Origin of the sequence: Kitasatospora sp. NPDC017646, from assembly GCF_044329365.1 — a bacterium.
Lineage (GTDB): Bacteria > Actinomycetota > Actinomycetes > Streptomycetales > Streptomycetaceae > Kitasatospora.
The window spans coordinates 1-26200 of sequence record NZ_JBIRJC010000066.1; the positions used below are offsets into that span (position 1 = coordinate 1).

At 70.5% G+C, this 26200-nt stretch carries 23 protein-coding genes and 1 pseudogene; 9 read left to right on the forward strand and 15 right to left on the reverse strand.

The genetic code is table 11. The annotated features are described in order from the left end of the window. Window positions 1-25: 25 nt before the first annotated feature. Entirely contained in the window at window positions 26-223 is a 198-nt protein-coding gene (locus ACH4J0_RS40145; RefSeq protein ID WP_396246162.1) for an integrase core domain-containing protein, read from the forward strand. 313 nt (window positions 224-536) lie between these two features. On the opposite strand, the gene ACH4J0_RS40150 is transcribed toward ACH4J0_RS40145, so the two are convergent. The 5 genes from ACH4J0_RS40150 to ACH4J0_RS40170 form a co-directional block, all read right to left on the reverse strand. Continuing rightward, window positions 537-998 (reverse strand): hypothetical protein, encoded by a 462-nt coding sequence (locus tag ACH4J0_RS40150; protein WP_046386069.1) that lies wholly within the window; start codon window positions 996-998, stop codon window positions 537-539. Between the two features lie 250 nt (window positions 999-1248). Then, the gene (locus ACH4J0_RS40155) at window positions 1249-1401 is read right to left on the reverse strand and encodes a hypothetical protein (RefSeq protein ID WP_157881831.1); all 153 of its coding nucleotides are present in this window, start codon (window positions 1399-1401) and stop codon (window positions 1249-1251) included. 466 nt (window positions 1402-1867) lie between these two features. Beyond that, the gene (locus tag ACH4J0_RS40160; RefSeq protein WP_360334461.1) at window positions 1868-2371 is read right to left on the reverse strand and encodes a hypothetical protein; all 504 of its coding nucleotides are present in this window, start codon (window positions 2369-2371) and stop codon (window positions 1868-1870) included. A gap of 565 nt (window positions 2372-2936) precedes the next feature. After that, a complete protein-coding gene (locus ACH4J0_RS40165) occupies window positions 2937-4457 on the reverse strand; it encodes a phospholipase A2 (protein WP_396246144.1) in 1521 nt (506 codons plus the stop codon). 135 nt (window positions 4458-4592) lie between these two features. After that, window positions 4593-6257, reverse strand: coding sequence for a hypothetical protein (locus tag ACH4J0_RS40170; RefSeq protein ID WP_396246145.1), 1665 nt, complete (start codon window positions 6255-6257; stop codon window positions 4593-4595). 1086 nt (window positions 6258-7343) lie between these two features. On the opposite strand from ACH4J0_RS40170, the gene ACH4J0_RS40175 reads away from it, so the two are divergent. Further along, window positions 7344-8189: a hypothetical protein gene (locus ACH4J0_RS40175; protein WP_396246146.1), complete on the forward strand. Its 846-nt coding sequence runs from the start codon at window positions 7344-7346 to the stop codon at window positions 8187-8189. A 738-nt stretch (window positions 8190-8927) separates the two neighbouring features. Here the strand turns inward: ACH4J0_RS40175 and ACH4J0_RS40180 are convergent. The 5 genes from ACH4J0_RS40180 to ACH4J0_RS40200 form a co-directional block, all read right to left on the reverse strand. Beyond that, the gene (locus ACH4J0_RS40180; protein WP_396246147.1) at window positions 8928-9140 is read right to left on the reverse strand and encodes a hypothetical protein; all 213 of its coding nucleotides are present in this window, start codon (window positions 9138-9140) and stop codon (window positions 8928-8930) included. Window positions 9141-9526: 386 nt separating this feature from the next. Beyond that, entirely contained in the window at window positions 9527-10090 is a 564-nt protein-coding gene (locus tag ACH4J0_RS40185) for a DUF4291 domain-containing protein (RefSeq protein ID WP_396246148.1), read from the reverse strand. Window positions 10091-10103: 13 nt separating this feature from the next. Continuing rightward, entirely contained in the window at window positions 10104-10544 is a 441-nt protein-coding gene (locus tag ACH4J0_RS40190; RefSeq protein WP_396246149.1) for a transposase, read from the reverse strand. Between the two features lie 564 nt (window positions 10545-11108). Continuing rightward, a complete protein-coding gene (locus tag ACH4J0_RS40195; protein WP_396246150.1) occupies window positions 11109-11399 on the reverse strand; it encodes a hypothetical protein in 291 nt (96 codons plus the stop codon). A 1102-nt stretch (window positions 11400-12501) separates the two neighbouring features. Continuing rightward, window positions 12502-13863, reverse strand: coding sequence for an Ig-like domain-containing protein (locus ACH4J0_RS40200; RefSeq protein ID WP_396246151.1), 1362 nt, complete (start codon window positions 13861-13863; stop codon window positions 12502-12504). 1196 nt (window positions 13864-15059) lie between these two features. Between ACH4J0_RS40200 and ACH4J0_RS40205 the strand changes: the two genes are divergently transcribed. Both ACH4J0_RS40205 and ACH4J0_RS40210 read left to right on the forward strand, forming a co-directional pair. Continuing rightward, a complete protein-coding gene (locus ACH4J0_RS40205; RefSeq protein ID WP_396246152.1) occupies window positions 15060-15287 on the forward strand; it encodes a hypothetical protein in 228 nt (75 codons plus the stop codon). Between the two features lie 61 nt (window positions 15288-15348). Beyond that, window positions 15349-15651 carry a hypothetical protein gene (locus ACH4J0_RS40210; RefSeq protein WP_396246153.1) on the forward strand — a complete coding sequence of 101 codons (303 nt, stop codon included), beginning with the start codon at window positions 15349-15351 and terminating at the stop codon, window positions 15649-15651. Window positions 15652-15762: 111 nt separating this feature from the next. On the opposite strand, the gene ACH4J0_RS40215 is transcribed toward ACH4J0_RS40210, so the two are convergent. Both ACH4J0_RS40215 and ACH4J0_RS40220 read right to left on the reverse strand, forming a co-directional pair. Next, window positions 15763-15966 (reverse strand): hypothetical protein, encoded by a 204-nt coding sequence (locus tag ACH4J0_RS40215; protein ID WP_396246154.1) that lies wholly within the window; start codon window positions 15964-15966, stop codon window positions 15763-15765. Window positions 15967-16560: 594 nt separating this feature from the next. Further along, the gene (locus ACH4J0_RS40220; protein WP_396246155.1) at window positions 16561-17304 is read right to left on the reverse strand and encodes an alpha/beta hydrolase; all 744 of its coding nucleotides are present in this window, start codon (window positions 17302-17304) and stop codon (window positions 16561-16563) included. Between the two features lie 440 nt (window positions 17305-17744). Between ACH4J0_RS40220 and ACH4J0_RS40225 the strand changes: the two genes are divergently transcribed. Further along, entirely contained in the window at window positions 17745-17975 is a 231-nt protein-coding gene (locus ACH4J0_RS40225) for a hypothetical protein (RefSeq protein WP_396246156.1), read from the forward strand. Window positions 17976-18053: 78 nt separating this feature from the next. Here the strand turns inward: ACH4J0_RS40225 and ACH4J0_RS40230 are convergent, their stop codons facing one another. Further along, the gene (locus ACH4J0_RS40230; RefSeq protein WP_396246157.1) at window positions 18054-18263 is read right to left on the reverse strand and encodes a hypothetical protein; all 210 of its coding nucleotides are present in this window, start codon (window positions 18261-18263) and stop codon (window positions 18054-18056) included. A gap of 1587 nt (window positions 18264-19850) precedes the next feature. Between ACH4J0_RS40230 and ACH4J0_RS40235 the strand changes: the two genes are divergently transcribed. From ACH4J0_RS40235 to ACH4J0_RS40245, 3 genes are all read left to right on the forward strand, one after another. Next, window positions 19851-20273 carry a hypothetical protein gene (locus ACH4J0_RS40235; protein WP_396246158.1) on the forward strand — a complete coding sequence of 141 codons (423 nt, stop codon included), beginning with the start codon at window positions 19851-19853 and terminating at the stop codon, window positions 20271-20273. Window positions 20274-21212: 939 nt separating this feature from the next. Then, the gene (locus ACH4J0_RS40240) at window positions 21213-21818 is read left to right on the forward strand and encodes a helicase associated domain-containing protein (RefSeq protein WP_396246159.1); all 606 of its coding nucleotides are present in this window, start codon (window positions 21213-21215) and stop codon (window positions 21816-21818) included. Window positions 21819-21974: 156 nt separating this feature from the next. Further along, window positions 21975-23153: an endonuclease domain-containing protein gene (locus ACH4J0_RS40245; RefSeq protein WP_396246160.1), complete on the forward strand. Its 1179-nt coding sequence runs from the start codon at window positions 21975-21977 to the stop codon at window positions 23151-23153. 70 nt (window positions 23154-23223) lie between these two features. Here the strand turns inward: ACH4J0_RS40245 and ACH4J0_RS40250 are convergent, their stop codons facing one another. Continuing rightward, window positions 23224-25464 carry a hypothetical protein gene (locus ACH4J0_RS40250; RefSeq protein WP_396246161.1) on the reverse strand — a complete coding sequence of 747 codons (2241 nt, stop codon included), beginning with the start codon at window positions 25462-25464 and terminating at the stop codon, window positions 23224-23226. 137 nt (window positions 25465-25601) lie between these two features. Here ACH4J0_RS40250 and ACH4J0_RS40255 point away from each other — a divergent pair. Next, window positions 25602-25987 (forward strand): annotated as a pseudogene (locus tag ACH4J0_RS40255) (transposase); the annotation flags it as partial. A 37-nt stretch (window positions 25988-26024) separates the two neighbouring features. Here ACH4J0_RS40255 and ACH4J0_RS40260 read toward each other — a convergent pair. Beyond that, window positions 26025-26200, reverse strand: a 176-nt coding sequence (locus ACH4J0_RS40260) for a transposase (protein ID WP_396246163.1), incomplete at its 5' end; no start/stop codon positions are given.

Consider the following 26200-nt stretch of genomic DNA (forward strand, 5'->3'; position numbering starts at 1 on the left):
CGAGGCTCTCGACCACGTTCTGATCATGAACGAGGCCCACGCCCGACAGGTCCTTGCCGACTACCAGAACCACTACAACCGGCACCGGCCTCACCAATCCCGAGACCAACGACCGCCCCAGGCGAACGGGCAACCCGCTGTCGTAAACGACCTCGAGACCCGCAGAGTCCTGCGCACCCACATCCTCGGCGGCGTCATCAACGAGTACCGATACACGGCTTGAGCTGCAACGATGACTTTTCGAGCCCCACACCTTCCCCAGCAGGCTCATGTCGATCATTCCAGAGCTGGAGATGTTCGGGTGGTACGGCGGGAGGGGCCGGGGTGTGACCTGTTGGCGGTTGGAGCGGGCCCTGCCCGGCGCCCTGGCGGCCTTCGCCGTACGCGGCTGGGCCGCCGGGGACGGCGAGGTGGGGCCCCGTGTCCGGCGGGGTGGTGTGTCGTTGAACCCGGGTGGGTGCTTCGATCAGCGCCGGGCTGGCGCCTGGCCAGCCGGGACGGCCGGCCGGATTCGGCGGGCCGTCCCGGGATCGGGGTCAGTACCAGTTGGTGCAGGCGATGTTGTAGCCCCACTGGGGGTTCGCGTACGGGCTCCCCGCCCACTCGGCGGCTGAGCAGGCGCGGTACCACACGCCTCCGTCGTCGTACTTCGTCGGCAGGGTGTACCAGCCGCCAGGGCCCACGTACCGCCGGTCGAGGAAGCTGTTCCAGGTCCGGCCGCCGTCGAAGGACTGGTCGTAGTAGAACGCGACGTTGCTGCTCCCGGCGTAGAGCCAGCCGGTGACGTAGTGGTGGTTGTCGCTGCCGACGTACTGGTTGATCTCGACGGTGTTGGTGTTTCCGTCGGGGTTGTAGGTGGCGGTGTTCCACACTCCGCTGGTGACGGCGGAGCCCACTGCGGGCTTCGCCGGGGTGGTGGTCTCAGCCGACGCGGTACCGGCCAGGGGCGCGAGGAGCAGGCCGACAGCTGCGGCAAGTACGGGAAGTCTCTTGATCACGGTGCGGCTCCCTGATCTCGTCCGCGCCCGGTTGGCGCGGACAGGCCGTCCACCGTCGCAGTCCTGCGGGGCCTCACGAAGGCAATCATGTCCGGACGGACTTATTCCCTCCCGTTCTTTGGCCAGCCACGGTCCCTTGACGCGGTCAACGCTTTCCGCTGCGGATCGTTTCGATCACCGGCTTTCGCGCGGGAACATCGACGAGGTCTCACTGCTCTTCGCCCCCCGCCGGACCCATCGCCGCCTGGGCTTAGTGCATCTGGAACCCGTTGGCCGCAGCAATGATGATCACGATCAGGGCGATGAAGATCAGGCAGCCACATCCGCTGTTGCCGAGCTGAAGTCCGGTGAGGAATGCTCTGGTGTGGTTGCCGTTACCGAACGGTCCTTTCAAGTCAGACACGATTGTCTCCTCTGGCTGGCTTGGATTTGAGTGGTCAGTGAGTACACGACACCGGTCAAGGCGCCCGTCGCCCATGAGTCTTTAAAACCAGGCGAAGGTTTTCGTGCCCCGTTCTCGGCTCAATGAGCCGTCCAATGACCGGTTGTAGAGGGGAGTTGCGGAACGGGCGCTTGTTGCCGGGACGCTGTCGGTGGTGTGAGTGCGTCCGGGGTCGAGGCGTCGGCGACCGCGGGGTGGGGCCGGTCGCCGTGCTGGTGTAGCCGCGGGTGTGGTGGGCACCGGGCGGTATGCGTTGCAGAAGCAGGCTTGCTGTTCGGCCCCCGCGGGCGGCCAGCCGCCCTTTGCGGCTGTGGCGCCCGCGGCGTCCTGGTTCAACTGCCCGGGGTGTCGGTGGCGGCTGGGTGCTGGGTGGCGTCGGCCGTGTGCTGCCCGCCGGGGCGGGCGGCACCGGGGCCAGGGGCCTGGGTCATGTGCGTCGGGTGCAGGTGACGGTGAGGCCGTTGCCCTTTCCGCCGTCGTCGTAGGTGGGGAAGTGGAGGGTCAGCTGTGAGTTTTTGTAGGTGGCCTGGGCCGTGCGCCCGATGTCGCTGGACCAGCCGCCGTTCAGCTTGTACTGGCCGGTGAATCCGTCCTCGACGCTCTGCGTCATGTCCGGTACGACGAAGGGATCGTCGTCGTCGTACGACCGAACCCGCAGGTGGGTGCCGTCGAGTTCCCACTGGCCGGCGAGTTGCCATTGGGTGGTGGACCACCGGCCGTCCGTGGTGATGGTGAGCACTCCCTGGTGTCCGGCACTCGACTGGTAATCCCACTCGCCCACGGCGAAGGCCTTGAGGGCCTGCTTCTTTGGGCTGCCTGCCTCGGTCTTGTTGCCGGTGCACGCGGCGACCAGGCTCGCCATGGTGCCCAGGGCGAGGTATCGCAGTGCGGTGCGGCGTCCTGCCAGCCGCGCGATGTCATGTCCCTTCACGGTTTCGCTCCTTGGGCTTTGATGCAGCGTAGGTTTGTTCTGATGGCTGTGGAACAGGGCGTTCGCGCTGGGTTCGAGCGCTACGGGCGCGCGGGAGCGGCGCGGCGGCGCAGCAGCTCGCGGGCGCCGGGGCCGCCCGCCCCCGCGTCCGCCCCCGGGTGTCCCGCGTGTGCTGGATGGTCCTCGCCCGCGTTCGCCCCTTTTCGCTCGGGCCGCGGATGACGCCGCGGTCTCAGCCCCACCAGTGGAGGGGCGCGCCGACGGGATGGCGGCGATGACGCTCATGCGGCCGTAGCCGTAGCCGTAGCCGCCGCAACCGCGGCCCATCGGCAGCGCCCGCCCCTGGAGCGCGGCGCGGTGGTGGCCGAGGGCCAGGCGGTAGAACGGCCACAGGATCGGGACGGCCACAGCGGCGATCTCGAACAGGCCCGGACCACTGCGCACGGGGGCGTCTCCTCAAAGGTGGCGGGGTGGCGAGCTGGTTGCGGGCCGCGGACGGCCCGCCTGCGCCTCGGTGCGCCCCGCCCGGCCGGCTGCGTGGCCGGCGGGGCGGGGCTTGGGAGCGTCACATCCAGCCGAGGGGGTTGTGCCAGGTGAAGGACGGTACGGGGGGAACGAAGCGCTGGATCTGGCTCGTGGAGCCGAAGTGTTCGACGGCGAGGAAGTAGGCGCTGGCGCTGTCCCGACAGGACAGGCGATCGATGCTCGTGTCGCACGAGTTGTCCATGTCGTCCTTGAAGACGACGTCGACGCGGTGCTTTGCCTCCTGGCCTTCACGGTTGGCGGCGAGGTCGTCCAGGTTGAGCAGGTCCTTGAAGTTGTGGTAGCCGAAGTCGTGGCGGGCGCACGCTGTGGCGAAGTCGAAGACGGGGCTCTTGTCGATGGCGGGGAAGTTGCAGTAGTTCGTGTCCCAGTTGAACTGGTAGCGGTCGGGCTTGCCCGCGAGGTGGGCCGCGCGTTCCTGGTTCCAGGCCTCGGTGGCGGCCGGGCCGGGCTGGGTCAGTTCCCTGAGGTGGGCTTTGCGTTCTTCCGGGCTGGCGGGCTGGGCGGGCGCCGCTCCGTGGTTGGTCCAGACGGCTTCCTTGCCGGTGTACTCGTAGAGGGCGGAGCCGTCGGGGGTGAGGCCGTAGAGGTGGTCGCCGGAGGTGGCGAACGCGGCTCCGGGCTGGCCGATGGGGTTCCACCGGTTGGGGTGTCCGTTGTACTTGACGATGCCGCCCGTTCCGTCGGTCGCGTAGAGGGTGTTGGCGGCGTAGAGGTGCTCCGTGCGCTCGGCGCGCACGGCCTTCCACTTGTCGCCGGGGCCGGTGTACTCGGCCACGCCGGAGTGGTCGGCCGCGAGGCGGTAGAGGTTGTTGTCGGTGACCGCGAACTCGGCGCCGGGGCCGCCCAGGCGGGTCCACGCGGTGGCGTGGCCGTCGTAGCGGTAGATGTCGCCGGTGCCGTGCTGGGTGGCGTACAGGGGGCTGTCGGAGGGGGTGCCCGGGACGACCTTCGGGTTCAGCTTCATGGCGGGCGTTTCGCCCGTGTAGGTGTAGAGCCGGTCGGCCGGTCCGCCGACCTTGGTCCAGGTGTCGCCCCTGCCGGTGTACTCGTAGACGGCGGAGTGGTCGGGGCTGATGCCGTACAGGTGCTTGGCGGTGGCGGCGAAGTCGGCGCCGGGGCCGCCGATGCGGGTCCACGAATCGGTGGCGGAGTCGTAGCGGCGGATGTCCCCGTTGCCGGGGTCGGTGGCGTAGACGGTGTCCTCGCTCGCGTAGATGCGGGCGGCCCCGTCACCGATCTTGATCCAGCGGTCCTGGCTGCCGGCCCACCGGTAGACCGCAGAGGGGTCCTTCGCCAGGCCGTAGGCGCTGTCCTTGGTCGCGACGAGGTCGCCGAACACGGCCACCGGGTTGGGGGGAGTGGTGAAGGCACGCTTGCCGGTGGCGGCGTTGGCGGAGATGCCGAGGGCGAGGACGCCCGCGATCACCAGGCACAGCAGCCGGACGATCCGGGCCGGCGTCCACGGCGTGGGCGACGGTTCGGGGGAGTGTTCGGCGGCCGGGTGGCCGCGCCGGGGGCGGGCGGGGAGTCGGAGTTTCATGGTGTGCCTCCTGGGATGGGCGGGCGGGTGTTCGGTCGTGCGGGACGTGGCGGACGCGAGCGCCGGCGGCCGGCCGGGTTTGGTGGCGGCGGACGCGGGCTGGTGGCGGGTCACGGGCCTTCAGGGCCGGACTGGTCAGGCGGCGATGGGGCCGCTGATCTTGGTCCAGTCGTCGCCTCGGCCGGTGTACTGGTAGATGGCGGTGTGGTCGGGGCTGACGCCGTACAGGTGTGTGTCGGTGGCTAGGAAGTTCGCGCCGGGGCCGCCGATGCGGGTCCAGGTGCGGTGTTCGCGGTCGTACTGCCGGATGTCGCCGGGGGTGGCGGGGGTGACCGGGTCGGTGGCGTAGAGGGTGCTGTGGCTGGTGTAGATCCGGTCGGTGCCCGTGCTGCGGACGCGGTCCCACACGCCGGGGGTGCCGGTGTACTCGTAGAGGCCGGTGTGGTCGGGGCTGACGCCGAACACGTGGTCGGCGGTGGCGGCGAACTGGGCGCCGGGGCCGCCGATGCGGGTCCAGCGGCCGCTGGCGGCGTCGTACTGGTGGATGTCGCCGCCGACGGCGGTGGCGGCGGTGTCCACGGCGTAGAGGGTGCCGGCGCTGGTGAGGATCCGGTCCGTGCCCGCGAGACGGACCCGGTTCCACACGCCGGGGGTGCCGGTGTACTCGTAGAGGCCGGTGTGGTCGGGGCTGACGCCGTAGAGGCGGTCGGCGGTGGCGGCGAACTGGGCGCCGGGGCCGCCGATGCGGATCCACGGCCCGTCGACGCCGGCCTGGTGGGGTTCGCCGCCGGTGTTCTTGCGGGCGGGGTCGTACTGCCAGATGTCGCCGGTCGTGCGGTCGGTGGCGTAGAGGGTGCTGCGGCTGGTGTAGATGGCCCTGGTGGCGCCGCGGACCTTCACCCACGTGTCGCCCTTGCCGGTGTACTCCTCGACAGCCGTGTGGTCCGGGGCGATCCGGTACAGGCGGCTGCCGGTCGCGGCGACGCTGGTACCGGAGTCTGCGGGCGCGGGTGCCGGCGCAGGCACGGGTGCCGGCGTCGACGGTGCCGGACTCTGAGCGGGTGCCGACGTTGACGGTGCGGACGGTGTGGCGGCGGGTGCCGGCGAGGAGGCGGCCTCGTGGGCCGGTGCGGGCGCGGGTGTGGGTGCCGGAGGCTGTGGCGCGGGTGCCGGCGCGGGCGGGGTTTCGGAGATCTTGCGGTACCGCAGCGGCTGGTAGCCGGACGCGTCGTGACCGGCGATCTTCTGGTCGTTCCGGTTGGCGGAGGCAGCCATGGTCGGCACTCCCCGTCGGCTCTGCGCGATGTAGCGGAAGACGCCCTTGGCCTTGTCGGTCCAGCCGGCGAACAGGATGGCGTGTCCGCCGCTGGTCGTGTTCAGTGCGTCTCCGGGCTGCAGTTGCTCCCAGGTGGTCTTCTCGGCGACGTCCGACAGGTCGTCGGTGCTCCGGCTCCTGTCGAGCTGCCATGCCATGGAGATGAAACCGGAGCAGTCCTGCCGGTAGGGGCCGCCGGTGGGATCGTCTTGCCAGAAGTCGTACTTCTGGCCGTGGACTCCCTCGTGGGTGTACGGCACCTGCTTGGCCACCCAGTCCTCGGCGCGGGCCATGATCTGGTCGCGGGTGACCTGCCCGCCCGGGGTGGCACCGTGGCCGATGGCACCGGTGGAGCGGGGCAGAACGTCGGTGGTCTCGTGCGTGGTGCTGTCGGCGTGTGCGGGCAGGACGGCGGCCCCGACGATGAGGGCGAGGCCGGTGAGCGCGGCCAGACGTTTCGGGTGAGGGCGCGGTGTGCGGCGCATGGCGGTTCCTTCGGGTGGTGGGCGGGGCCGCTGCCGGGATTGGCGGAAGCGGTGGATCACCACGGTGGAACCTGATGTGATTGTGCGTCAGCGGCGAACGGGATGTGTTGGCTGTCTCCGCAGGTCAGCGGGGCCAAAGTCAAGCGAACTTCGGCGAACTTCGGCGAACTTCGGCGAACGTTGCGAACTTGGGCGAACGTTCGTGCACGGGACGGTCATGAGCGAGGGGGAACCGTGGGCAGAGCGGGGCGGGGGCAGGGGCCGCTGAGGGGGCGCACCGAGCAGGCCAACACGCTCGCGCGGTACGTGCGGGATTTGACCGCCGACCGCACGGGGGACGAGCTGCACGCGCAGTACGGAGGAGTGAAGAGCGTGTGGAGCGAGTACCGTTCCGGCGCCAAGATCATTCCGTGGGAACGGCTCGAGGAACTGATCAAGGACCGCTTCCCTCACGCCCCCGAGCGGGAGACCGAGCTCCAGACCGCCCGCCGGCGGCGCAACGCTGCGCTGCGGGCCCAGACCGAGTTGTCGTCCGCGGCGGTAGCGCCGCCGTCGGCCCCGGCCTCGTCTCCCGGCCGTGAACGAGCCGCGCCCGGCGGCGAACGACCTGCGAACAATTCACTGACCAGCGAGGATGTGCCCGGACCGCCCAGCGAACAATCCGCCCACGAGGAGCCGGCCCTCGAAGGCGACGGGTCCGGGGACAGGGCACGGACAGTCCCCGGAAAGGAGGTCACCGGTGGTTCGCAGTCCGGCGCCGGACCTGCGGACGGGGCCACCCTCGATCCTGCCGCCGGGACCGGAACCAACCCGCTTCTCCCCGCCGGGACCGGAACCAACCCGCTTCTCCCCGCCGGGACCGGAACCGACCTCCTTCCCCGCACCGGGACCGAGACCCCCCGTCCCCCCGCCGGGACCGGCGCCGGATCCCGCCCCTCTGCCACCCCGGCTTCCCCCTCCACCGCTGGGCCGTCGGGTTCTCGGCCGGCCGGCGCACCGGACGGTTCCCGACCGAACACCCGCGGCGGCTGGAGGCGCTGGCGGACCCCGGCGCAGTGGGCCGCTCTGCTGGCGCTGCTCGCGGCGGTGGTGGTCGCGAACCAGAACCAGCAGCCCCGGCACGGCGAGGACACCGCCGCGCCGGCTGTGACCGCTTCGCCGAACGGACTGTCCCTGCCGTCCGACCTGAACCTGCCGTCCTCGTCCCTGCCCGGATCCCCGGCCACCGCGGCGGTGACGCCTTCCGGCGAGGCCGCGAGCCCGTTGTCCGCTTCGGGCCCGGCGGCATCCGTACCGACACCCGGGCGGATCGCACCCTCGTCCCCGGCCGGCGGCGTGCCCCCGGCAGCGGCGGCCGCACCGGGTGGCCCCACCGTGGCCGCGACCGGTGCCCACTTGTACCGGATCACTCCGGACCACGCGGCCGTCGAGGAGTACACCGGCAAGGACGGCGCGTGGACGAAGGTCCGCGGCGCCGCCGGCAGCATCTTCACCAGCGCGACGACGCTGTACGCGACGGACCCGGCCTCCGGTGACATCGAGCAGTACGACCGTGGGCGCGGCACGTGGACGCGGATCGGGAATCCGGGGAGCGGTTTCGCCGCCACCGGCGACCACCTGTACGGAGTGAGCGTCAACCACTTCGGCGTCTTCGAGTACACCGGCGCCGGGGACAGCTGGAAGCAGGTCCGCGGTGCGACCGACCGCATCTTCACCAGCCGCACCACCCTCTACGCGACCGACCTGACCACCGGCGACATCGAGCAGTACGACCGTGGGCGCGGCACCTGGACCCGCATCGGCGGCCCCGGCGCCACCTTCGCCGCCACCGACGACCATCTCTACGGCGTCAGCCCCGACCACTCCGGCGTCTTCGAGTACACCGGCGCCAACGGCGCCTGGACCAAGATCGGCGGCCCGGTCGCTCCCTGACACCGGTCACCGGCCCGGCCTGAACACGTGAGCGGAGCCCGCAGCCCTCGACCTGCGCCCGGACCGGCGGAGGAGGCCGCTGCCTGCCTGCCTACCTGGGGCCCGGCGGCATCTTGGACGGCCCGGCCAACATGCTCCGGTCTGGGTGACGACGCGGCGTCAGCGCCAGGTCACCTCGATGTGCTGCGCCAGGAAGGCCAGCGAGGTGAGGATCGCCCCGGCGCTGGTGTTCGACAGCACTGAGCCGAGCATCGGGCCTGGATCGCGCCAGGCCGGCCGCTGCGGCCGCTCGGGCTGCGCCGGAGCCTGGGGCCGTCGAGTGGTCCTGCTGGTGCGCGGTGCCGGGCGCCGCCGCTGTGAAGTGCGCGTGGTCATGATGGTTCCCCTCCGAGTTGTGGGTGGCTGGACGGACGCGGCCGCACACGATGACGTGCAGTGGTGCGGCGTCCCGGGCAGGGCCGGGGCGGGTCCGTGGCACCGCACGGTAGGGGAGCGAGCACGCCGGTCAGGCCCCCCCAGAAACCCGGCGACAACGCGGGCGACCAGCGTCAGGGCCCACGGGGAAGCCGACGGACACTACACCGTTCTGGCGGCTGGTCAACCCCCGCCGACCTGCGGAACCACCTCGGGACGACTACACCGGCCCCCGGATGGACTGGTGACTCTCAGCGGGAAGGCGTGGCGAAGGCGCCGGCCGGGACAGTTCGCTGTCCCGGCCGGCGCCTTCGTGGTGGGTGGTCAGCTGTCGGCGGCCGGGGTGGCCAGGCCGCCGGGGCCCAGTGGGCGGCGGGTGCCGGGGACAGCCCGCGGGGCCGGAGCCTCTACGGGTTCGAGGAAGGGGGCCCGCTCCACCGCGGTGAGCCGTGCCGCGGGCGATGCCGGGACGGCGGCCGGGTCGGCGGGGGACTCGGAGAAGGGACGCCACAGCGGGCGCCGCTCGGAGTTCGTCATGATCAACAGTGTGACAGTCAAAGGGGTGACGGGTGGGTGTCCTGAACCCCCGAAGGGTCCACAGGGAAGTAGTCGGCGGACTCACACCCCCCTTGACCACCAGCATTGACCTGCGGTGTTTCTCTGCGGAGCATCAGCGGGCGGGCAAGTCGTAGGGCCACTCGTACGGCAAGTCGTGAGGCAATTCGTAGGGCACCTCGTACGGCAAGCTGTAGAGCAACCCGGCCGGCGGGACGTCGGCAGGGTTCACCAGTACCCGGACGCCATCGATCGTCGCTGGCGGTACCGCCCGGCAGGGGACCACCGAGCTCGGCGACGGCCTGCTCCGCCGAGGCTGGATCTCCTAGTACTACAGGGATAGATCGGCGTTGCTGGTCGACTGTGATCTACGTCGGCGATAGGTGCGCTTCCACGGTCCGGCTCATCGGGTAGACGCGCTCTGCGGGCAGGAGTCGCTGCGCCTGGGCGGCGCGTCCGTTTCGGACGAGCGCTGCGGCCTTGTGGACCTGCGGGGTGAGGTCGGTGAGGCCGACGACCCATTCTTCGGCGAACGTGCGGATCAGGTGGCGACCGATTCCGACCTGGATGCTGTAGTGGTTCAGAGCCGCTCCACGCAGCGAGCGCTCGGGGTCCCACTGAAGGTGCACGGCGGCTTGAGCCACTGCCTTTGGGTCCGCGGTCGTATGTATGGCCTGGGACAGGGCCTGCTCCCAGCCTTCCCGTGTCATCCGCACTGCGAGGACGCGCTCCTGCCCTGGCTTGCGGGCCCAGTTGCTGCGGTGCATCAGCCACAGGAACGAGGGCTTGATCCACGTCATCCGCTGGAACGAGAACGGGGTGACGAAGCGTCCCGCCCGCAGTGCGGCGTCGGCGATCGCGGATGAGTACGCCTGGTAGACCACGATGGTCCGGGCATCGTAGTCGGCGCGGATCTGATGCTGCGGCGTCATGCCCCGCACCTTGTCATCCGCCGTGCGGGTGCCGCCAACGGTTTCCCACCGCGTGCGGGCCCGTTCCGACGGGCGCTGGGGCTAGACCTTGCGTGCCGGAGTACTGCCGCTGCACCCCGGCGGACTTGCGGCCCTTCTTCGCAAAGCCCGTCGGGTCCGCGATCAGCACCGCACGCTCATCGGCGAAATGCTCCATCGCGTAGCCGACCAGCAGGTCACGCAGCCGGTCCGCGTCCCACGGGGTCAGGTTCAAGAACCGCTGGACCCGCTTGGGCTCCGGCGCGCCGGTGAACTCGGCGATGGTCCAGCCGTTCTTCTTCTCCAGCGGCGCCAGCAGCCCCCGCAGGTAGCCGCGGGCATGCGCCCGCGACTCCGGCCGGTAGAACAGCGGCTCGATCCGGGCACACACCGCCCCGAACTCCGCATCGAGGACCGCCAGGTCCTCCGCCGTCACCTCATCGCCAGCCCGGCCTCGTGCACTCACGGCCGACCATCCTGCCGCACTCACGAACCAAGATCTATCCCTGTAGTACTAGCCCCCATCCCGTCACCATCGAGTGCCACGGCCCGATGCCGGCCTGGATCGAGCAGGACATCGGCGGCCTGAGCGGATGGAGCCTGCTCGTCGGCGGGATGCTCGTCGACGCCGGCGGCCGGTCTCGGCTTGGTGGTCGTCGTTCGGGGCTCGCTCGCCCGGGGCGCCGTCTGAGGGTGGTGCTGTCCGATCCGGTCGGGGCCTGGATGGGGGCCTGGATGAGGGCCTGGATGGGGGCCTGTCCGGATGCCTGGATGGGGTCCTGGATGCGGTCCCCTCCGGTCCACCCGCGCACGGGTAAACCGGCAGCTCAAACGGCATGACGGGCCCCGATGAAACCCTGACAACCTCTTCTGGGCCTGTGGGTGGGTGGGGGGCGGGCGGCGAGGTTGCGGCGCCTGCGGCGGGCTGGGTTGGCAGCCGTCCGGCGGGGCCGTCCGGTGAGGGGTCGGCGCCGCGCCGCGTCCGTCGGGCGACGCCGTGTCAGGTGGGTTCTGGGGGTGGTGGCCACAGGAGGCGGACTTTGCCGTAGCGGGCGCGGGCGGCGTCCGTGCTGAGTCCGAGCGCCTTGCCGATCGTGGCCCGGGTGGCGCCGGCCTTGCGGTCGGCGATCACCGCGCACCGGACCAGCTCGCGGATCAGCTGCTGGAAGTCGGCCGCCGCGGTGCGGTGGGCGCCGGGCAGCCCTTGCTGCGCGTGGAGCGCTTCGGCGATCAGCTCGTCCAGGGCGAGTGCGTGTGCTTGGAGTTCCTGGCTGATCTGGAGCAGGGCCACGCGCGCGCGGATCGCGGCCTTGGCGCGCCTGTGGGCCCGGTAGGCGGCCTGGCGGCAGGGACGCGGGCGTGGGCAGTACCGGCGGCCCGTCCGCTCGGCAGGACGTCCCCGCACCAAGCGCATCTGTCGCCCATATTCGGAGGATATGACCGTTTCGGGGCGACATGAGGCGGCCCGCCTGGTCACCTGCCGTCCCTCCGCTGCTTCCCCGGGGTGTGACCTGTGGGCGGGTGGGTTGGTAGTTTTGGGTGCTTTAGGGGGTTTTAGAAGAATTGGGCTGGACCAATGTCGGACTGGTCCGGTGGTGGCCGCGCCCCTGTTTTGGTCGAGGTGGTGGGGCTGGTCTTGGTTGCCGTGCGTGTTCGCCGTGAGCATGCCATGTGATCGGGAGTGAGGCATCAGAGGCGGGGAATTTCCGGGTGTTCTTGTTCCCTGATGGTTTTCCTGCGCTTCCGGCATGTTTTCGCAGCGTGTTTTCTGCCGGGTTTCCGGCGGATCTTTTCGGGAGCCGGATGGTGCGCGTCACGGGCAATGGTTTGTGACGCGCACCGGTTTGTCATCCTGTCAGATCGGATGTCGGCGGCCTGCCGTGGGGGCTGTTCGTCGATGTCCGGCTGGCTGCCCTGCGTGCCGCCGTCCGGGCCGCCCAGGGCGTCGTGCTGCTCGCCGCCGTCCCCGTCCGGTGCGGGCGAGGCCTGGCCCGCCCGTCCATGTCCGCCGTCCCGGGTGCCGTCCGCACGGGGGGCCGGCCTTGGCCTGCTGCGCCGCGCTCGTCCCGTTCGTTGCTCGTCACGTCATGCCCCTCGGCGTCCTGCTCGGTGCCGCCGTCCTCGCCGGGGCCAGGCGGGGGTGCCCCGCGCGGGCCATCAAGCTTGGTGGTGGTCGGTCGTCTGGGTGACTTATCCGGTTTCGGACAAGTCCTTGCTACGTTCCAGCAGTGCGATCCAGAGCAAGAGATCTGGACGTGCTGGGCTGGCGGGTGTTCTTCACTCGGCGTGAGCTCGGCTTGCCGCAGATGTGGCGGCGGCCGGATCCCGCGCCCGTTCTGGGCGTGGGATCCGGCCGCGCGGTTGAGATGCCAGCTGGTCGGTTCAGCTGTTGTTCAGTCGTTCCAGCAGTCGTCGTCCTTGCCGGCGGGCAGGGTGGAGTCCCATTCGTGGCACTTCTTCTTGACGGTCTGGATGAGGGTTTCGGGGGTGCCGCAGTTGGACTGGTAGTTGGCGTCACCGGAGTAGGTCGCGGTGATGACGTGGGTGCCGGCGGTCAGGGTGCTGACCGTGAGCGTGGCGACGGCGCAGTGGTTGGTGCCGGGGGTCAGCGGCGCGGTGCCCAGGAGGGTGCCGTCGGAGGCGAAGGTGACGGTGCCGGTGGGGGTCGGTGCGCCGGCGGTGTTGGGGGACGGGCAGACGATGTCCGTGAGGGTGACCGGCTTGCCCTGCTTGGAGGGATTCGGCCTGGAGGTGAGGGTGGTGGTCGTGGCGCCGGCCTTGGGAAGGGTGTAGGTGAGGATGACGACGCCGTTGCCCTTGTTGGCGCCGGTGGTGTAGGTGCTGCCGGCCGGTGCGGCACTCGATCCACCCCCGCCACCACCGGCCCCTTCCTGGTTGTCACCTGTGTTCGAGCCGCCGCCACCGCCGCCGCCGTAGACGCCGCCGCCGCCACCGCCGCCGCCGGAGAAGGGCGCGGTGCCGCCGGCGCCGCCGGTGCCGAGTGTTCCCGGGCTCGCGTCTCCGTTGCCGCCGGTACCGGCTGCGCCGGGTGTGGTGGGAGTCGCGCCGCCACCGCCGCCGCCGCCGGGGGCGGTGCCGTCGCTGCCGCCGTTGCTTCCGTTGACACCCGACTGGCCGCCGGCGCCGCCGGTACCCCCGGGCAAGTTGCTTGTTCCGCCCCCGCCGGCACCGCCGCCGCCCGCGGCCGTCACCAGCCGTGAGGCCAGGTCGAACGTGCCGGAACGAACGTCCGAGGCTCCGCCGCCGCCGCCGCCCGAAAAGCCCTCGAGACTCGCCGCGCCGGCCGCGCCGCCGTTGAAACCGCCAACGCCCCCGGAGCCGCTGCTGCCGTTACCGCCCGCTCCGCCGACGTTGACCTGCAGGGTCTGGCCGGGTGTGACGGCCAGGGTGCCGATGGCCTCGGCACCGGCACCGCCCGTCTCTCCGCTGGCCGACGCGCCGCCGGAGGCGCCCTTGGCGTCGAAGCCAAGCTGGGTCACCCCGGCGGGGACGGTGAAGGAGTCGGCCGCGCCGGTGTAGTTGAACGTGCAGGTGACCAGGCTGCCGGTGGTCACGCAGGTGCCGGCCGCGGAGGCGGGCGTGGCCAGAACCGGGGCGAGCGCGAAGGACATCCCCAGGGCGAGGGTGCCGGCGGCCAGTACGTGCCGGCCGCGGCGGGCGCTCCTCGACCGGAGGGAGGGCGTCGGCCCCTCTCCCGTCCTTCGTGTACGGGCAATATCGTCTGAGGCGATCACGTGCGGTTCCTCCTTGAGGCGCCGGACCCGCAGCCGTCGGCCCGCTCTCGCGGGAGGCGGTCGGCCGCGCGGGCCAGCTCGACGATGTGGTTCGCGGGCAGATGCACACGGCGTTCACCGGCCTGCCGACACTCATCGTCATCGCCGGACCCGGCCGCCATCAGGCACCACGCCACGCGGGTGACTCGGACGGCTGAGACGAACGGCGAAACGCGAACTCTCGCCGATACCCGGCTTCTTTGCCGCTCCACATGGGCCCGCCGGCCGTGGGCTGGAAAGCGATGGAACGCAAGGTACCGGCTCGGCAAGGCGAGAGAATCCCGCACACGGACAGAACCGGGCGCAGAGCGATCGGGCTGTCCAGGTGAACACCCCGCTCCGGGCGCGGCGAGCGGCCCGGCCGACCGTGCCCGCTGGCGTTCGTCAACGCGATGGCCGCCGTCAATGCGGACGGCGACCCGGCGGAGCTGGCGGTGCTTCGACCGGCAGAAGTCGCAGATCTCCGTCGCCTTGCCGGGCAAGCACTACCGCGCGCCCGAGGGCTGGCGCGAGGCGACCAGTCGCTTCGGCGAGGACGGCGTCTTCCGCTCCGCCGGGGTCACCGGCCCCGACTCTTTGGGACAGGTCCGCGGTTCCGGCACGAGGAACGAAGCGCAGCCGGAGCGTCGGGCAGCCCTCCCTCGCCTGTTGTCAGTGACGACCGCGGCGTGGGTGAGTACTACCTGGGCAGCGGGCAACGGACAGAACCGGTGGACCTACATAAGCCACCGTCCCGCCCCTCCTGCATTCCGCCTCTGATGGCCCGTCCCGGGGCCGGCGTCCCGCCGTCCGGGGCGCCGCCGTGGGCCGTTCTGGGTCTGGCTGTGGGGCCTGTGAGCCTGGCTGCGGGCCGCCTGCGAGGCTGTGAGGCGGGCTGTGTGCTCTGTGATCCCACATGCCCCGCCTTGTCCGGTATGCCCTGTGGGGGTTGTGAGGCAGGGCCCGTGTTCGCCCTGGTAGGGGCGCTTGTCTGTAGGGCGGCCTGTGGGGCTGTGTGGCCTGTAGGGCAGCTGTCCCGTCTCGCCGAAGTTTGACGGGTCTCACCGAAGTTTGACCGGCCAGTCCTGATCACACAGGGGTCGTCGAACGGTCGGCCCTGTCAGCGGCGACCGCTAGCGTGCGGCGCAGCCAGGACGGGTGACCAGGGAGGGTTTTGCGTGGGTGGCAGTGGATGGGCGGAAACCGGGCCCTACCAGGAGGACCTGGGAGCGGCATTCCGTCAGGCTCAGGCGCGGGAGCTGGCGAAGGACGATCACGGTTTTCCGGGGCAGAGCATCAGTGAGCTGTGGCGGGACGAGACCAAGGCCCTGAAAACCGGCGACCGCTCCGCCGACCGCGACGAGGACGACGGCCAGGCCGCCGACGTCGAACCGGCCTGGTGGTAGCCAGACGTAGCGGCCATCGCCGCCGGGCGGCTCGGCATCGGCGCCCTGGCTCACGTCCGTGATGTCGGTGCCCGCTGGGATGCTGGCCACCATGGACGACGAGGCGCTGCTGCGGGGCCGGGTCTACGGAGCCGACCATGACGACCCCAACCCTGGGCCCCGGCCGGGGCACGAGTACCGCGAGCTGGTCGGAGGCCCGCTCGACGGCCTCCTCCTGGATGTCACCGGCTGGGACGAGGACCAGCTCGTCGACGGCGCCGCGCTGGCCACCGAGATCGGCCAGTACGGGGCCGGCGGGCGGGCGCACTACCAGCCGAGGCCCGCGGACCCGCGCCGCTGGGACTGGCACGGGGACACCCCCTGACACCGTCCTGGACCAACCCGGGCGGCACCGCGCCGCCCGCCCGCGGACACTGGACGGGCCGGTCCGCACCCGAACCCCCGAGCGGGCCGCGGACCGGCCCCCGACCGGACGTCAGCGCCAGGTCACCTCGACGTGCTGCACCAGGAACGCCAGCGCGGCGAGGATCGCCCCGGCGCCGGTGTTCGACAGCACCGAACCGAGCATCCGGCCCGGATCGCGCCAGGCCGGCCGCTCCGGCTGCGCCGGCGCCTGGGACCGCCGGGTGGACCTGCTGGTGCGCGGCGCCGGGCGCCGCCGTGAAGCGCGGGTGGTCATGATGGTTCCCCTCCGAGTCGTGGGTGGCTGGACGGACGCGGCCGCGCACGATGACGTCTTGTGTCGCGGTGCCCCAGGCAGGGCCAGGGCGGGTCCGTGGCACCGCACGGTAGGAGAGCGAGCCCGCCGGTCAAGTCCGTCCAGGAACCCGCACCAACGCGGGCGATCAACATCAGGGCTACCGCGAAGTCGGCGGACACTACACCGTTCTGGCGGCCGGTCAACCCCCTCCGGCCTGCGGAACCACCTCGGGTGACGGCCGCCACAACGCGACTGAAGGCCAGGCCGGCGCCTACGACGCGGCGTCCTCCAGGACGACCTCTCGACTGTCGCTGTGCCTCGGTCCGTGCGTCGCGCTTGACAGTGGGCCGTTTGGCTTTGTTCACGAGAACCGACAGCACTTGTACACGAGTTTGGGCAGCACTCGAAGCTCTGCAGAAATCGAACATTTCATGGCTTCGGGTAGCACGGGGCCCCTGCCGAGTTGGCAGGGGCCCGCGGTGTAGAGAACTGAGGAGGGCAGGGGCCTGTCCTCCATGAGCGGGGTCCTGGCCGGCACCGCCTACCGTCTGGTGCCGGCCTGACGGCCCGGCCTCACTTCAGGTGCCGGGTGAAGAAGCGGGCCCCGGCGTCGAGCTCGTACTGAGGGACGCCGGTGTGCCCGCCCATGTTGGCGTGCAGGGTCTTCTCCTTGGAGCCGAGGGCGTCGAACAGGTCCAGGGCTGCCTGCCGGGGGTTCCCCTCGTCGTCCCACTGCAGCAGGACGTGCAGCGGGATGGTGACCTGCCGGGCGTCCTCGAAGATGGCAGCGGGCACGAGACTCCCGGCGAACAGATTGGCGGCCGCGATGCGCGGCTCGACCATCGCCAGCCGGACGCCGATGGAGATGATTCCCCCCTCGTAACCGACCGGGCCGCCGAGCTCGGGCAGCGCAAGGAGGTCGTCGAGCGCTGCCTGCCATTCCGGGACGGCCTTCTCGACCAGCGGGAGGACCAGGGCGTCGACGATCTCGCCGCTGACCGGCTCGCCGGCCTCCATTACCCGGCGCAGCTCGGCGCGGGCCTGGTCGGCGGCGGCCCAACGGGGCCGGTCACCGCTCCCGGGGAGCTCGATGGTGGCCGAGGCGAAGCCGTACTCCGCCGCGTAGTACCGGGCCCGCCCCGCCAGCCGGGGGTACATCTTGCTCAGTCCGAGCGGCGGGGGGCAGATCAGGATCAGCGGCGCCGGTGCGGACGCGGAGGCGGACGTGGGCGTCCACAGGATGCCGGGGATCTCGCCGAGGGTGAACTCGCGCTCGACGACGTCGTCGTCGAAACGCTGTTCAGAGGTGAAGTGCATGGTCGTGCCTTTCGGGAGTGCTCAGAGATGGCGCTCCCGGACGACGACCTATCGTCCGACCGTGACCCCGGAGGGGAGCACCCATGTCGATACTGCGTTCACGGGTACCACCTCCTCGTTCTCTCGCACGGCCTCCGGAAACCTAGCAGTGGTCGCCGTGGTCCGCCAAACGGGTTTTGACGTGGGCTCCGTGGCCGGATGCCACGGAGACGGCGGGGCGCGCTGGGGGTGCTGTCGGTTCTGATGAACATCGAACACGACGCGCCGCCGACGCCTCCCAAATTCGTGTACAGGTGCTGTCGGGTTCTCGCGAACAAAGCCAGCCGTTGCCACCCGGGCGTCGCCGGTAGTGTGGCGCTCACTCAAACGGCGGGTCGCCCCCAGCGTCGATGGGGGCGACCCGCCGTCGTTCACCATCCTTCACCAGAGAGGTGGGATCCATGAGTAGCGCCGAAGGGATCCACTGCGGTGGCGTCGATTGCGATGCCCGTCATCGCCTGCCGGAGCGCTGGGACGAGGTGCAGCGCCGCAGGCACAACCGGGAGCGGTGTGTCAGTAAGGGCGCGGCCCGGTCTGCGGCCGCGACGCCGTTCGTCGGCCGCCGGGATCCGGACGAGTTGGCCGCCGACGCCTACAGGGACGACTACACCGGCCCCCGGGTGGACTGGTGACCCCCTGAGCGGGAAGGCGTGACGAAGGCGTTGGCAGGGACAGCGAACTGTCCCTGCCGACGCCTTCGTGTTGGGTGGTCAGCTGTCGGCGGCCGGGGTGACCAGGGCGCCGGGGCCCAGTGGGCGGCGGGTGCCGGGGACCCGCGGGGCCGGAGCCTCTACGGGTTCGAGGAAGGGGGCCCGCTCCACCGCGGTGAGCCGGGCCGTGGGCGAGGCCTGGACGGCGGCCGGGTCGGCGGGGGACTCGGAGAAGGGACGCCACAGCGGGCGCCGCTCGGAGTTCGTCATGATCGCCAGTGTGGCAGCCAAGGGGTGGCAGGTGGGAGTCCCTGAACACCGAAGGGTCCACAGGGGAGTAGTCGGCGGACTCACACCCCCTTGACCACCATGCTGACCTGCGGTGTTTGTCTGTGGGGCACCAGCGGGCGAGGCAAGTCGTGGGGCCACTCGTACGGCAACTCGTGGGGCAATTCGTAGGGCACCTTGTACGGCAAGCTGTAGAGCAACCCGGCCGGTGGGACGTCTGGAGCCTGGCCGTCAGTGGATCTGCTCGCTGCCCCGCTTCGCCGCTCCGACCCGGGAGCCGCTCTACCGCGAGGCGTGCGGGCTTCGCCGTGGGGTGCGGGGACCAGCGCCGGCGTTGACGCAGAGTCCGCCAGCGACTGCGCCGCAGTGTGGGCAGGCGCGTGCGAGGGCTGTCCGGTAGGCGTGGGATGCCTCGGGGGTCAGCTTCCAGCGTCGGACGCCGTGGGCGATCTGATGGATACGCCGGACGCCTGGGTGTTCGCGGCACGGCCGACCGGTACGGGCGCCGCACAGCCAGCAGTCCCGCGCGCACACCGGACATCCGGCCCGTTGGTCGGGAAAAGCCATACAGCACCTCAACTGCCCCCCATTGAAGGGGCTCGCAAGGAAGTCCGGCCAGTCCGGTTCCATACGCTCAAAGCCCCTCTCCCAGGCCGCTGGGCCGGAAGGGAACAGCCGGCCGGAGCTGTGGGAGCCGGTACGGGCGCTTGCGGGTCCGAGACGGGCGGCACCCGCCCGAACTGGGTGAACCGTCGCTCGACCACCACACATCACGCCAGGTCTGGCCTGACATTGAGGGCACTGAGTCTCCAACGGATCGACCATCCCCATTCTCCTCGCACTCGTGAACAAGGTCTCCGCCAAAGCACTTCGGCGGACACATGATGTCTTTACCCAACTAACCCGCGGCTTGTGGTGGGGGCTACGTCCCTTTCCTCTCGCGGGTGCTGATGTGCCTTCCCCCGGGTGTGACCTGCTGGAGTAGCAGGGACCGTGCTTGCGGTGTTTTGGGAGATTTTGGCGGGGTCGGCTGGACCAGTCGGCCGACCGCAGCGCCGGTGTCTGTCGGGGCTGGTTTTGGTTGCTGTGCGTGTTCGGCGTGGGCATGTCATGTGGTAGAGAGTGAGGGTGTCGGGGCGAGGAATTAGCTGGTTTTCGACGGGGTGCCTGGATCGTTCTGTTGGTGGTTTCGAGGGGGCGTTTTAGCCTGGCGTTTCCGCCAGGGTCTTCCGCTGGCTTTTGCCCGCGAATTCTGAGGGTCTTTGATGCCTCGCGCGTGCCATGAAATGGCGCCCGCCGCGGGCCGCCGTCCGGGTGCGGGTCTGGGCGCCGTCCTCGCCGCCGTCGGCGCGAGGCCGCCTGGCTGATTGTCGGAGTCCGCCACTTCGCGGTCCTGCTCGGTGCCGCCATCCTCGGCGGGCCGGGCGGGGGTGCCTCGCGTGACAAGCCTCATGGCCGGCACCGCTGCGTCCACAGGAGGGGGGTGGGTCTTCAAGGGGTGGGGGGCGGTGCTACTTTGAACGCGTTCAATGAACTTGAACGCGTTCAAAGCATCCCTGGGGGTGGATGATGACCGGATCGGTGTCGTCGCGTTACGCCGAGCCCCGGCCATGGGGGCTCGCCGCGTGGGCCGGTGCCTCGTGGCTGATCTACGCGGTCGCGTACGTGACGGGTGAGGCAGGCGCTGACGGAGAAACCCTGGTCATGTGGTGCCTGGCCGGCTTCAGTACCTTGATCCCCCTGGCGGTGCCGGGGCGTTGGGGTTTTCGTGTGGCATGCCTTGTCGTCGGCTGGCTACAGTTCGGGATCGAGATCATGCTCTCCCTCGCGTTCCTGCTGACCCCGCTGCCGATCTTCGTGGCTGTCTTCCCGTCCGGTGTCGTGCTGCTGCTTGCCGGTCGGAGGAACGGCGGCCCGATCGGCAAGGTGATCGGTGTCCTGCTGAGTCTGGTCCCCCTCGTGCTCTACCTGTCCGTCTGGGGAGGCAGGTAGCGGTTATCGGTGAGCTGCCGGGCAGCCCACCGCGCCGTCTGGGGGCTGTCGTCGGCCGTGCGGGTCGCTTGGGTCGCTGTGCCTGGTCGACGTCGTCGGTTGATGCCTCGCGCGTCGTATGGAGCCGGGGGCGGCTGCTCCCCGCGGCGGTGCCGCCGTCCCGTCGTCTCGGTGCCCGGCGTCCGGGGTGTGGGTGGCCGTCAGGCCGCCGTCCAGGAGGCGGGTGCGCCGTCCTTGGGTGAGGCCTTGGGGAAGGGCGGCTGCGCGCCCCCGTCGCGGGGCTGGCCGGCATCTGCCCGGGGCGCCGCAGGCGCCTCTGGGAGGACCTCGGCGCTGGGGCCGCCAGGGCGGTCCCGCTGCGCCCGGCTCGGCTGTCCTGCTCGCTGGGCTCGTGCCCCGTCTTGCCGGCCCTCCGGGTCCGTTTCAGAAATCTGGAACGCGGGGCGTCGTCCTTGGCGTCCGGCCGGGAAGGCTGCCCTGGGGCTCTTTGAGACGGGTGCTCGATCTGAGTACCCGCCGGGGCTGTCAGGCCCCCGGCCATGCCCGCGCCGCTCTTTTTCGGTGGCGCCGTAGGCGACACCCCGCCCTTTCGATGGGTCGTCAGGCCCCGGCCATCGCCGGAGGTCTGCGCTGTTTTCCGGTGCCGGTTCTGGTTGTTTTCGTCGTGTTGGGTCTCGGAGTTCGGGAGGGTGCCGGGACCGGTCATTGTTGGCCGGTGGGAGCGGGTAGCGGGTTGGTGGTCGTTGTGACATTAGGAGCGGGATTCCAGGCGCCTGGTGGTGGGGGTTTAGGACCGGATGCCGTGGTGTGTGTCCAGCCTCTTTCCCGCGCGTCTGCCAGGTGACGTCCGAGACCGGTTCACGGTGACATCCCCGTGCGTTTCAGGGGGCCCGTGCCGCGCCCCGCGCTGCGCCCCGGTGCGAATCTGCAGGGGAGCGCATGTACGCCGCAGCAGCCGCCTTCCACGCCGAGCACCACCATCTGGACCCCACCGACCCCGACCACGACGGCCCCCTGATGGGCTGGATCACCCGCCAGCGCCACCTCAAGGGCTGCGGCGAACTCGCCCCCGCCCGCATCACCGAACTCGACGCACTCGGCATGATCTGGTCGAAGAACGCAGGCGCCTGGGAACGCGGCCACGCCTACGCCCGCGCCTGGGCGGCCCGCACCGGCCACCTCGCCATCCCCGCCAAGGAAACGCTGGACGGCTACGCCATCGGCGCCTGGATGCGCCGCCAGCGCAAGGCCGCGGGCCTGACCGACCACCAGCACCACGCCCTCGACGCCCTCGACCCGCTCTGGCAACTGGAGCCCGACTGGAACCGCTCCTACCGCCGCCTGACCGCCTACCTCGCCGAAGGCGGCAGCCTCATCGGCCCGGCCAACCGCACCGGCCACGTGAGCGACCCCCACTTCCGCCCCGGATCCTGGCTGCGCAAGCAGAACCGCCTCGCCGCCACCGGAGGGCACACCGCCCAGCAGACCGCGCTGCTCGACGCCCTCGGAGCCTGGCAGACGGCCTCCCCGCCACAGCCCCACTGACGAAGGACGGAAGCGACCCGCAGCCTGCTGCGGGAAGAGGCGCCCGGACCCGCGGTCACGACCCGGTTCAGTCGGCAAAGCCTCGCAGCTGCACCACCAGACCGGAGCAGCCGATCACCCGGGCCCGTTGTCAGAGCCGGATGGCAGGCTGGTCGGATGATCAGTCAAAAGCTGGCTGTGCAGTGCTTGGCCGAGGAGATGCGCGGCTGCCTGGTCCCGATGGTGCCGGAGCAGTTCCAGCGCAAGCGTTTCGCCGAGCACGATCTGGTCTTCTTCGGGCATGTGCCGGTGCGTGCCCACAAGCTCGCAAACCGGTGGCAGTTCGACGAATCCGAGGTCCGCTCGGCCGGGCGCACGATCGCCGCGCTGCCCTGGGACGCCAGCGACCTCGTCGACCCACGACCACACAGTCCCGGCAAGCCCAAGCCGGCGACACCTGCTCGCACGGGCTGGAGAGAACGGATCCGCCGCTGGGTCGACCACGCGGCCGCGGTTACGCGGATGAAGAACGGCTGCCCGTGCGGGACACCCTTCTGCCGGCGAAGCTCCGACGGGTGGGGACTGCCCTGCGGCCTGACTCCCGAGGGCCTGCTCCAGCGCTGCGCCAACCACTCCATCGCCTGCATGCTTCCAGTCCCCACGCTGGTCTGGTCGGACGACACGTGGCTGGTCCCCCGCACCCTTGCTCTCATCCTCGACCAGTGGGAGGAGACCGAGACCGCGCTGGCTGCTGGCAGCCGCGTCTGTGGCACCTGCGGCGCGCGCAGCACGGACTCGACCTGGCACACATCCACCACCAGCGGCTGGAAGGTAATCTGCCCCGCCTGCGCCGCCGCAGGACTGCGCCGCTACCAGCAGGAACTGGCAGGAGCCACCTACGCGGGCGTACGAGAACGCGGACCGCGGGCCGAGGACTTCCTGTGCGCGATATGCGAACCGGCCCGGCCCGCAGCCGCCTGGGACCACTGCCACGAACACGGCCTGATCCGCGGGCCCCTGTGCGGCAGCTGCAACACCATGGAAGGCCAGGGCAAGGAGTTCCTCGCCCGCAAAGGCAGCGTGCAGCACCTCCTGAACTGCAACGGCTGCCGTACCCACCGCACCCTGCCACCGCACCACAGACTCGCCGCGCTGCGCCGCCACCTTCACCTCGAACGCGGTCTTCAGGGATGCGATGTGCCGATGCACATGTGCGTGTCGGTCACCGAGGTCGCCGACAGCGGATATGAATGCACGGTCCGCTGTTTCGGGCAGAGAAGCTCTTCCTGCCTACGTCTGACGGCGGCTGAGGCAGAGCACATCCTGGCCCGGACAGTCGAGTCCGGGGTGCTTTGAGCGCCAGGGCACGAACAGGTCTGTACGGCAAAGGACTTGGGCCCGCTGCTGCCTGCCCCGTACCTCTTGATCAGGGTGTCCAGGGTGGCGAGGGGGTGCCGTCCGGTTCCAGTCCGTAGCGCCACGGGGTGGTGGTGAGAAGTTTGCCGGCGTTGGCGGCGTTCAGGTACAGCTCTGCTGCGCCCGTGGCGTCGCCTGCTGCGGTGCGCAGTGCTGCCAGCTCGTTCAGCAGGGAGGGGTCGGTGCCGGCAGCGTTGAGGAACTCCCGCTCGACAGTCTGCAGATTCCGGGGTGATTGGTTTAGCTCAGAGAGGTAAATCGCGGCGGCCTCGTCGCCTGCGGCGGCGGCTTCGCGGAAGGCTTGTGCGGCGCCTTCCATGTCTCCGGCCGCGTTTCGGAGAATGCCGAGATCAACCTGCGCGCGCGGGCCGATGTGGCCAAGCGTGTCCCGGTATATCTGTTCGGCTCCTGCCGGATCGCCGGAGGCCGCCCGAAGCCGCGCCAGGTGGAACGCGGAGTACGGATGGCCGCCGTCCAGCTTGGCTTGGAAGATGCGCTCCGCACCCTCTAGGTTTCCGACGCCTTCCCAGAAGAAAGCCAAGGCGAAATCGGCGTGCTCGATGCCCGCTTCGACGGCAGCGAGGTACGTCTGTTCGGCGCCAGCGATATCCCCGAGCTCTTCCTGCACGTTGCCCAGGAGGTCGAGGGCGGCGTGCTGGCCGTCCGCTACCGCCTCGCGATATAGCTGTTCGGCTCCCCGCAGATCTCCGATCTCGAAGTGAACGTCGGCCAGGTGGAGTCTGACATCGCTGCCGAGTTCCTCCGCTCGCCGGAACAGCCCGTAGGCGATGCGGAAGCGGCGCCGGTCCGCGGCGGCATGTGCGAGAACCTCCAGATCACCGGGTTCGGTGAGATGGCTGTGGGCGGCGTGCCAGAAGGAGGCGGGCGGGCACAGCCGTTCGCGGTAGCGGTGGCCATGTTGCTCAAGGTAGTCAGCGAGGCGGAACGCCGGCTCCGCAGCCGGGCCGTGCGCAGGCGCGGTTCCTGGGCTGCCTGGCTGGTGGCGAGCGGGGCGAGCGTTGGCGCGGCGCAGGGGGGCCTGCTTGCCGTGAACGGGGCGGGCAAGGTCGGCGTAGGTGGCTTGGGCCCAGTTGTCGGTGAGCTGGTCCCAGTCGTGGTCGGTGAGGTAATCGGTGGCGGCGGCGGTGAGGAAGGTCTGGGGGAGGTGGAGGCCGACGCCGAGGCGGCGGGCGTCCATGGCGGCCTCCAGCAGGGCCCGGGCGGCGGGGTCGGCCTGCTCGTAGCGGCGAAGCAGTTCGGGGGCACCAGCGAGGTCCTGGGCCAGGCGCCCGGTGTCCCGGGCTCGGGTGAGGGCGTCCGCCAGCAGCCGGTCGCCGTCGCCAGCGAGGGCTTGGGCTGTGTCCAGCGCGTGCCGGTCGAAGGTGTCGGGGACGGTGAGGGTGTGACCGGTCAGGAGTTCGCGGGTCCGGCTGTACGGATCGGGTTCGCCGAGGCGGGGCAGGGCGGTATACGCGTTGGCGTACTCGAGCCACAGGGTGCCCAGGACCAGGACCGGCCCACGGTCGGGGCGGGTGAGAAGAGTATGGAGGGCGGCGGCGATGCGCTCGCCGGCCTGGAGGTGGCCGAGGTAGTGCTGGGCCTCGTTCAGCCACACCACCGTGCGCGGCCCGACTCGTTCGAGGTCCGCGAGGGCGGCCTCGGCGCGGGTGGGGTCGAAGGGATGCCAGAGCGTCCAGTCCTGGTCGGCGAGCGGCTGGACGGCCTCCCAACATGCCCTGGTCTTGCCGGTAGAGGACGAACCGACCAGGACCACCATCCGGCTGCGGCCTTCGATGACGTCGCGTACGGCGCTGTCCAGTTCCTGGTCGTGGGCTCGGTGTACATAGCCCGGCATGATGCCGACTTGCCGTCCGTCCAGCCGCCCGGACCCTTTCCGGCCAGCGCTGGCAGGGTGGACCTCCAGGTCGTGTGCGTCCCACTGCCTGATCGGCTTTCCGAGCCGCCGCCCGCCATCGACGGTGTTTCCTTGAACGGGGCCAGGGTGAATGTGCACGACCCCGCCCTGGATCACGTTCCCGTGAACGACACTGTCGCTGACCCGGTTGCTGACGGGGGCCCTACCAGCTTCCCCAGACGGATCGTTGGAGCGGGGCGTTGGGATGCTGGGACCACTGGATGTTCCGACGGGATGAGGCGGCTGCAGTTCCCACTCTCGCGGTGTGCCTGCCTGCCCGGCGTTCTCCTCGTGCGTCATCCAGTCTCCGGTCGTGTCTTCGCCGATGTCCATCATCGCCCGCTCTCCACCATGGCGGCACCGAATCCGCAGAACCAGATATGTGACCTGTCGGTGGTTGGTGGCGTGAAATGGCCTCTCAGTGAACCGCCCCGGGTTCGGTGGAGACTCGATTTCGTGTAAGGATTCGAGTCATGGCACGTCCTTCCTCCTACCCGCCTGAGCTGCGCCGTCGTGCGGTGCGCATGGTCGCCGAGGTCCTCGGTGACTACCCGAACGAGTCGGCCGCGCTGCGGGCCGTCGCGGAGAAACTGGGCATCGGCTCCGCCGAGACCCTGCGCAACTGGGTGCGACGCGACCAGGTCGACTCCGGGCAGCGCCCGGGCACGACCACGGAGGAGTCCGCGCAGATCAAGGCCATGAAGAAGGAGATCGCCGAACTCAAGCGCGCCAACGAGATCCTCAAGGCCGCGGCGAGTTTCTTCGCGGCCGAGCTCGACCGGCCACACCTGCGCTCGTAGCGTTCATCGACGAGCACCGGGGCCGCTTCGGCGGCGTCGAGCCGATCTGCCGCGTGCTCAGAGGGCATTTGGTGAGAGTAGTTTGCCCTTTATGTTCTAGTAAGTTCCTCGCCAGGTTGGTGTGGTCTCGTCCGTTATGCGCTTGGTGAGGTTGTCGATCGAGGCGATGTGGATCATGGCTTCGGAGCTGGCCGGGAGGGTCTCGTAGTCGCGGGCGAGACGGCGGCGTTGCATGATCCACCCCAAGCTTCGTTCGACCACCCATCGCCTTT

Coding starts and splice junctions, on each gene's coding strand:
- ACH4J0_RS40185 (WP_396246148.1), bottom strand. CDS start 10,090: ATGACGCCGCAGCATCAGATCCGCGCCGACTACGATGCCCGGACCATC.
- ACH4J0_RS40170 (WP_396246145.1), bottom strand. CDS start 6,257: ATGCGCCGCACACCGCGCCCTCACCCGAAACGTCTGGCCGCGCTCACC.
- ACH4J0_RS40230 (WP_396246157.1), bottom strand. CDS start 18,263: ATGACGAACTCCGAGCGGCGCCCGCTGTGGCGTCCCTTCTCCGAGTCC.
- ACH4J0_RS40210 (WP_396246153.1), top strand. CDS start 15,349: ATGTCGGTGCCCGCTGGGATGCTGGCCACCATGGACGACGAGGCGCTG.
- ACH4J0_RS40165 (WP_396246144.1), bottom strand. CDS start 4,457: ATGAAACTCCGACTCCCCGCCCGCCCCCGGCGCGGCCACCCGGCCGCC.
- ACH4J0_RS40215 (WP_396246154.1), bottom strand. CDS start 15,966: ATGACCACCCGCGCTTCACGGCGGCGCCCGGCGCCGCGCACCAGCAGG.
- ACH4J0_RS40235 (WP_396246158.1), top strand. CDS start 19,851: ATGACCGGATCGGTGTCGTCGCGTTACGCCGAGCCCCGGCCATGGGGG.
- ACH4J0_RS40250 (WP_396246161.1), bottom strand. CDS start 25,464: ATGATGGACATCGGCGAAGACACGACCGGAGACTGGATGACGCACGAG.
- ACH4J0_RS40225 (WP_396246156.1), top strand. CDS start 17,745: ATGAGTAGCGCCGAAGGGATCCACTGCGGTGGCGTCGATTGCGATGCC.
- ACH4J0_RS40220 (WP_396246155.1), bottom strand. CDS start 17,304: ATGCACTTCACCTCTGAACAGCGTTTCGACGACGACGTCGTCGAGCGC.
- ACH4J0_RS40245 (WP_396246160.1), top strand. CDS start 21,975: ATGATCAGTCAAAAGCTGGCTGTGCAGTGCTTGGCCGAGGAGATGCGC.
- ACH4J0_RS40145 (WP_396246162.1), top strand. CDS start 26: ATGAACGAGGCCCACGCCCGACAGGTCCTTGCCGACTACCAGAACCAC.
- ACH4J0_RS40240 (WP_396246159.1), top strand. CDS start 21,213: ATGTACGCCGCAGCAGCCGCCTTCCACGCCGAGCACCACCATCTGGAC.
- ACH4J0_RS40180 (WP_396246147.1), bottom strand. CDS start 9,140: ATGACGAACTCCGAGCGGCGCCCGCTGTGGCGTCCCTTCTCCGAGTCC.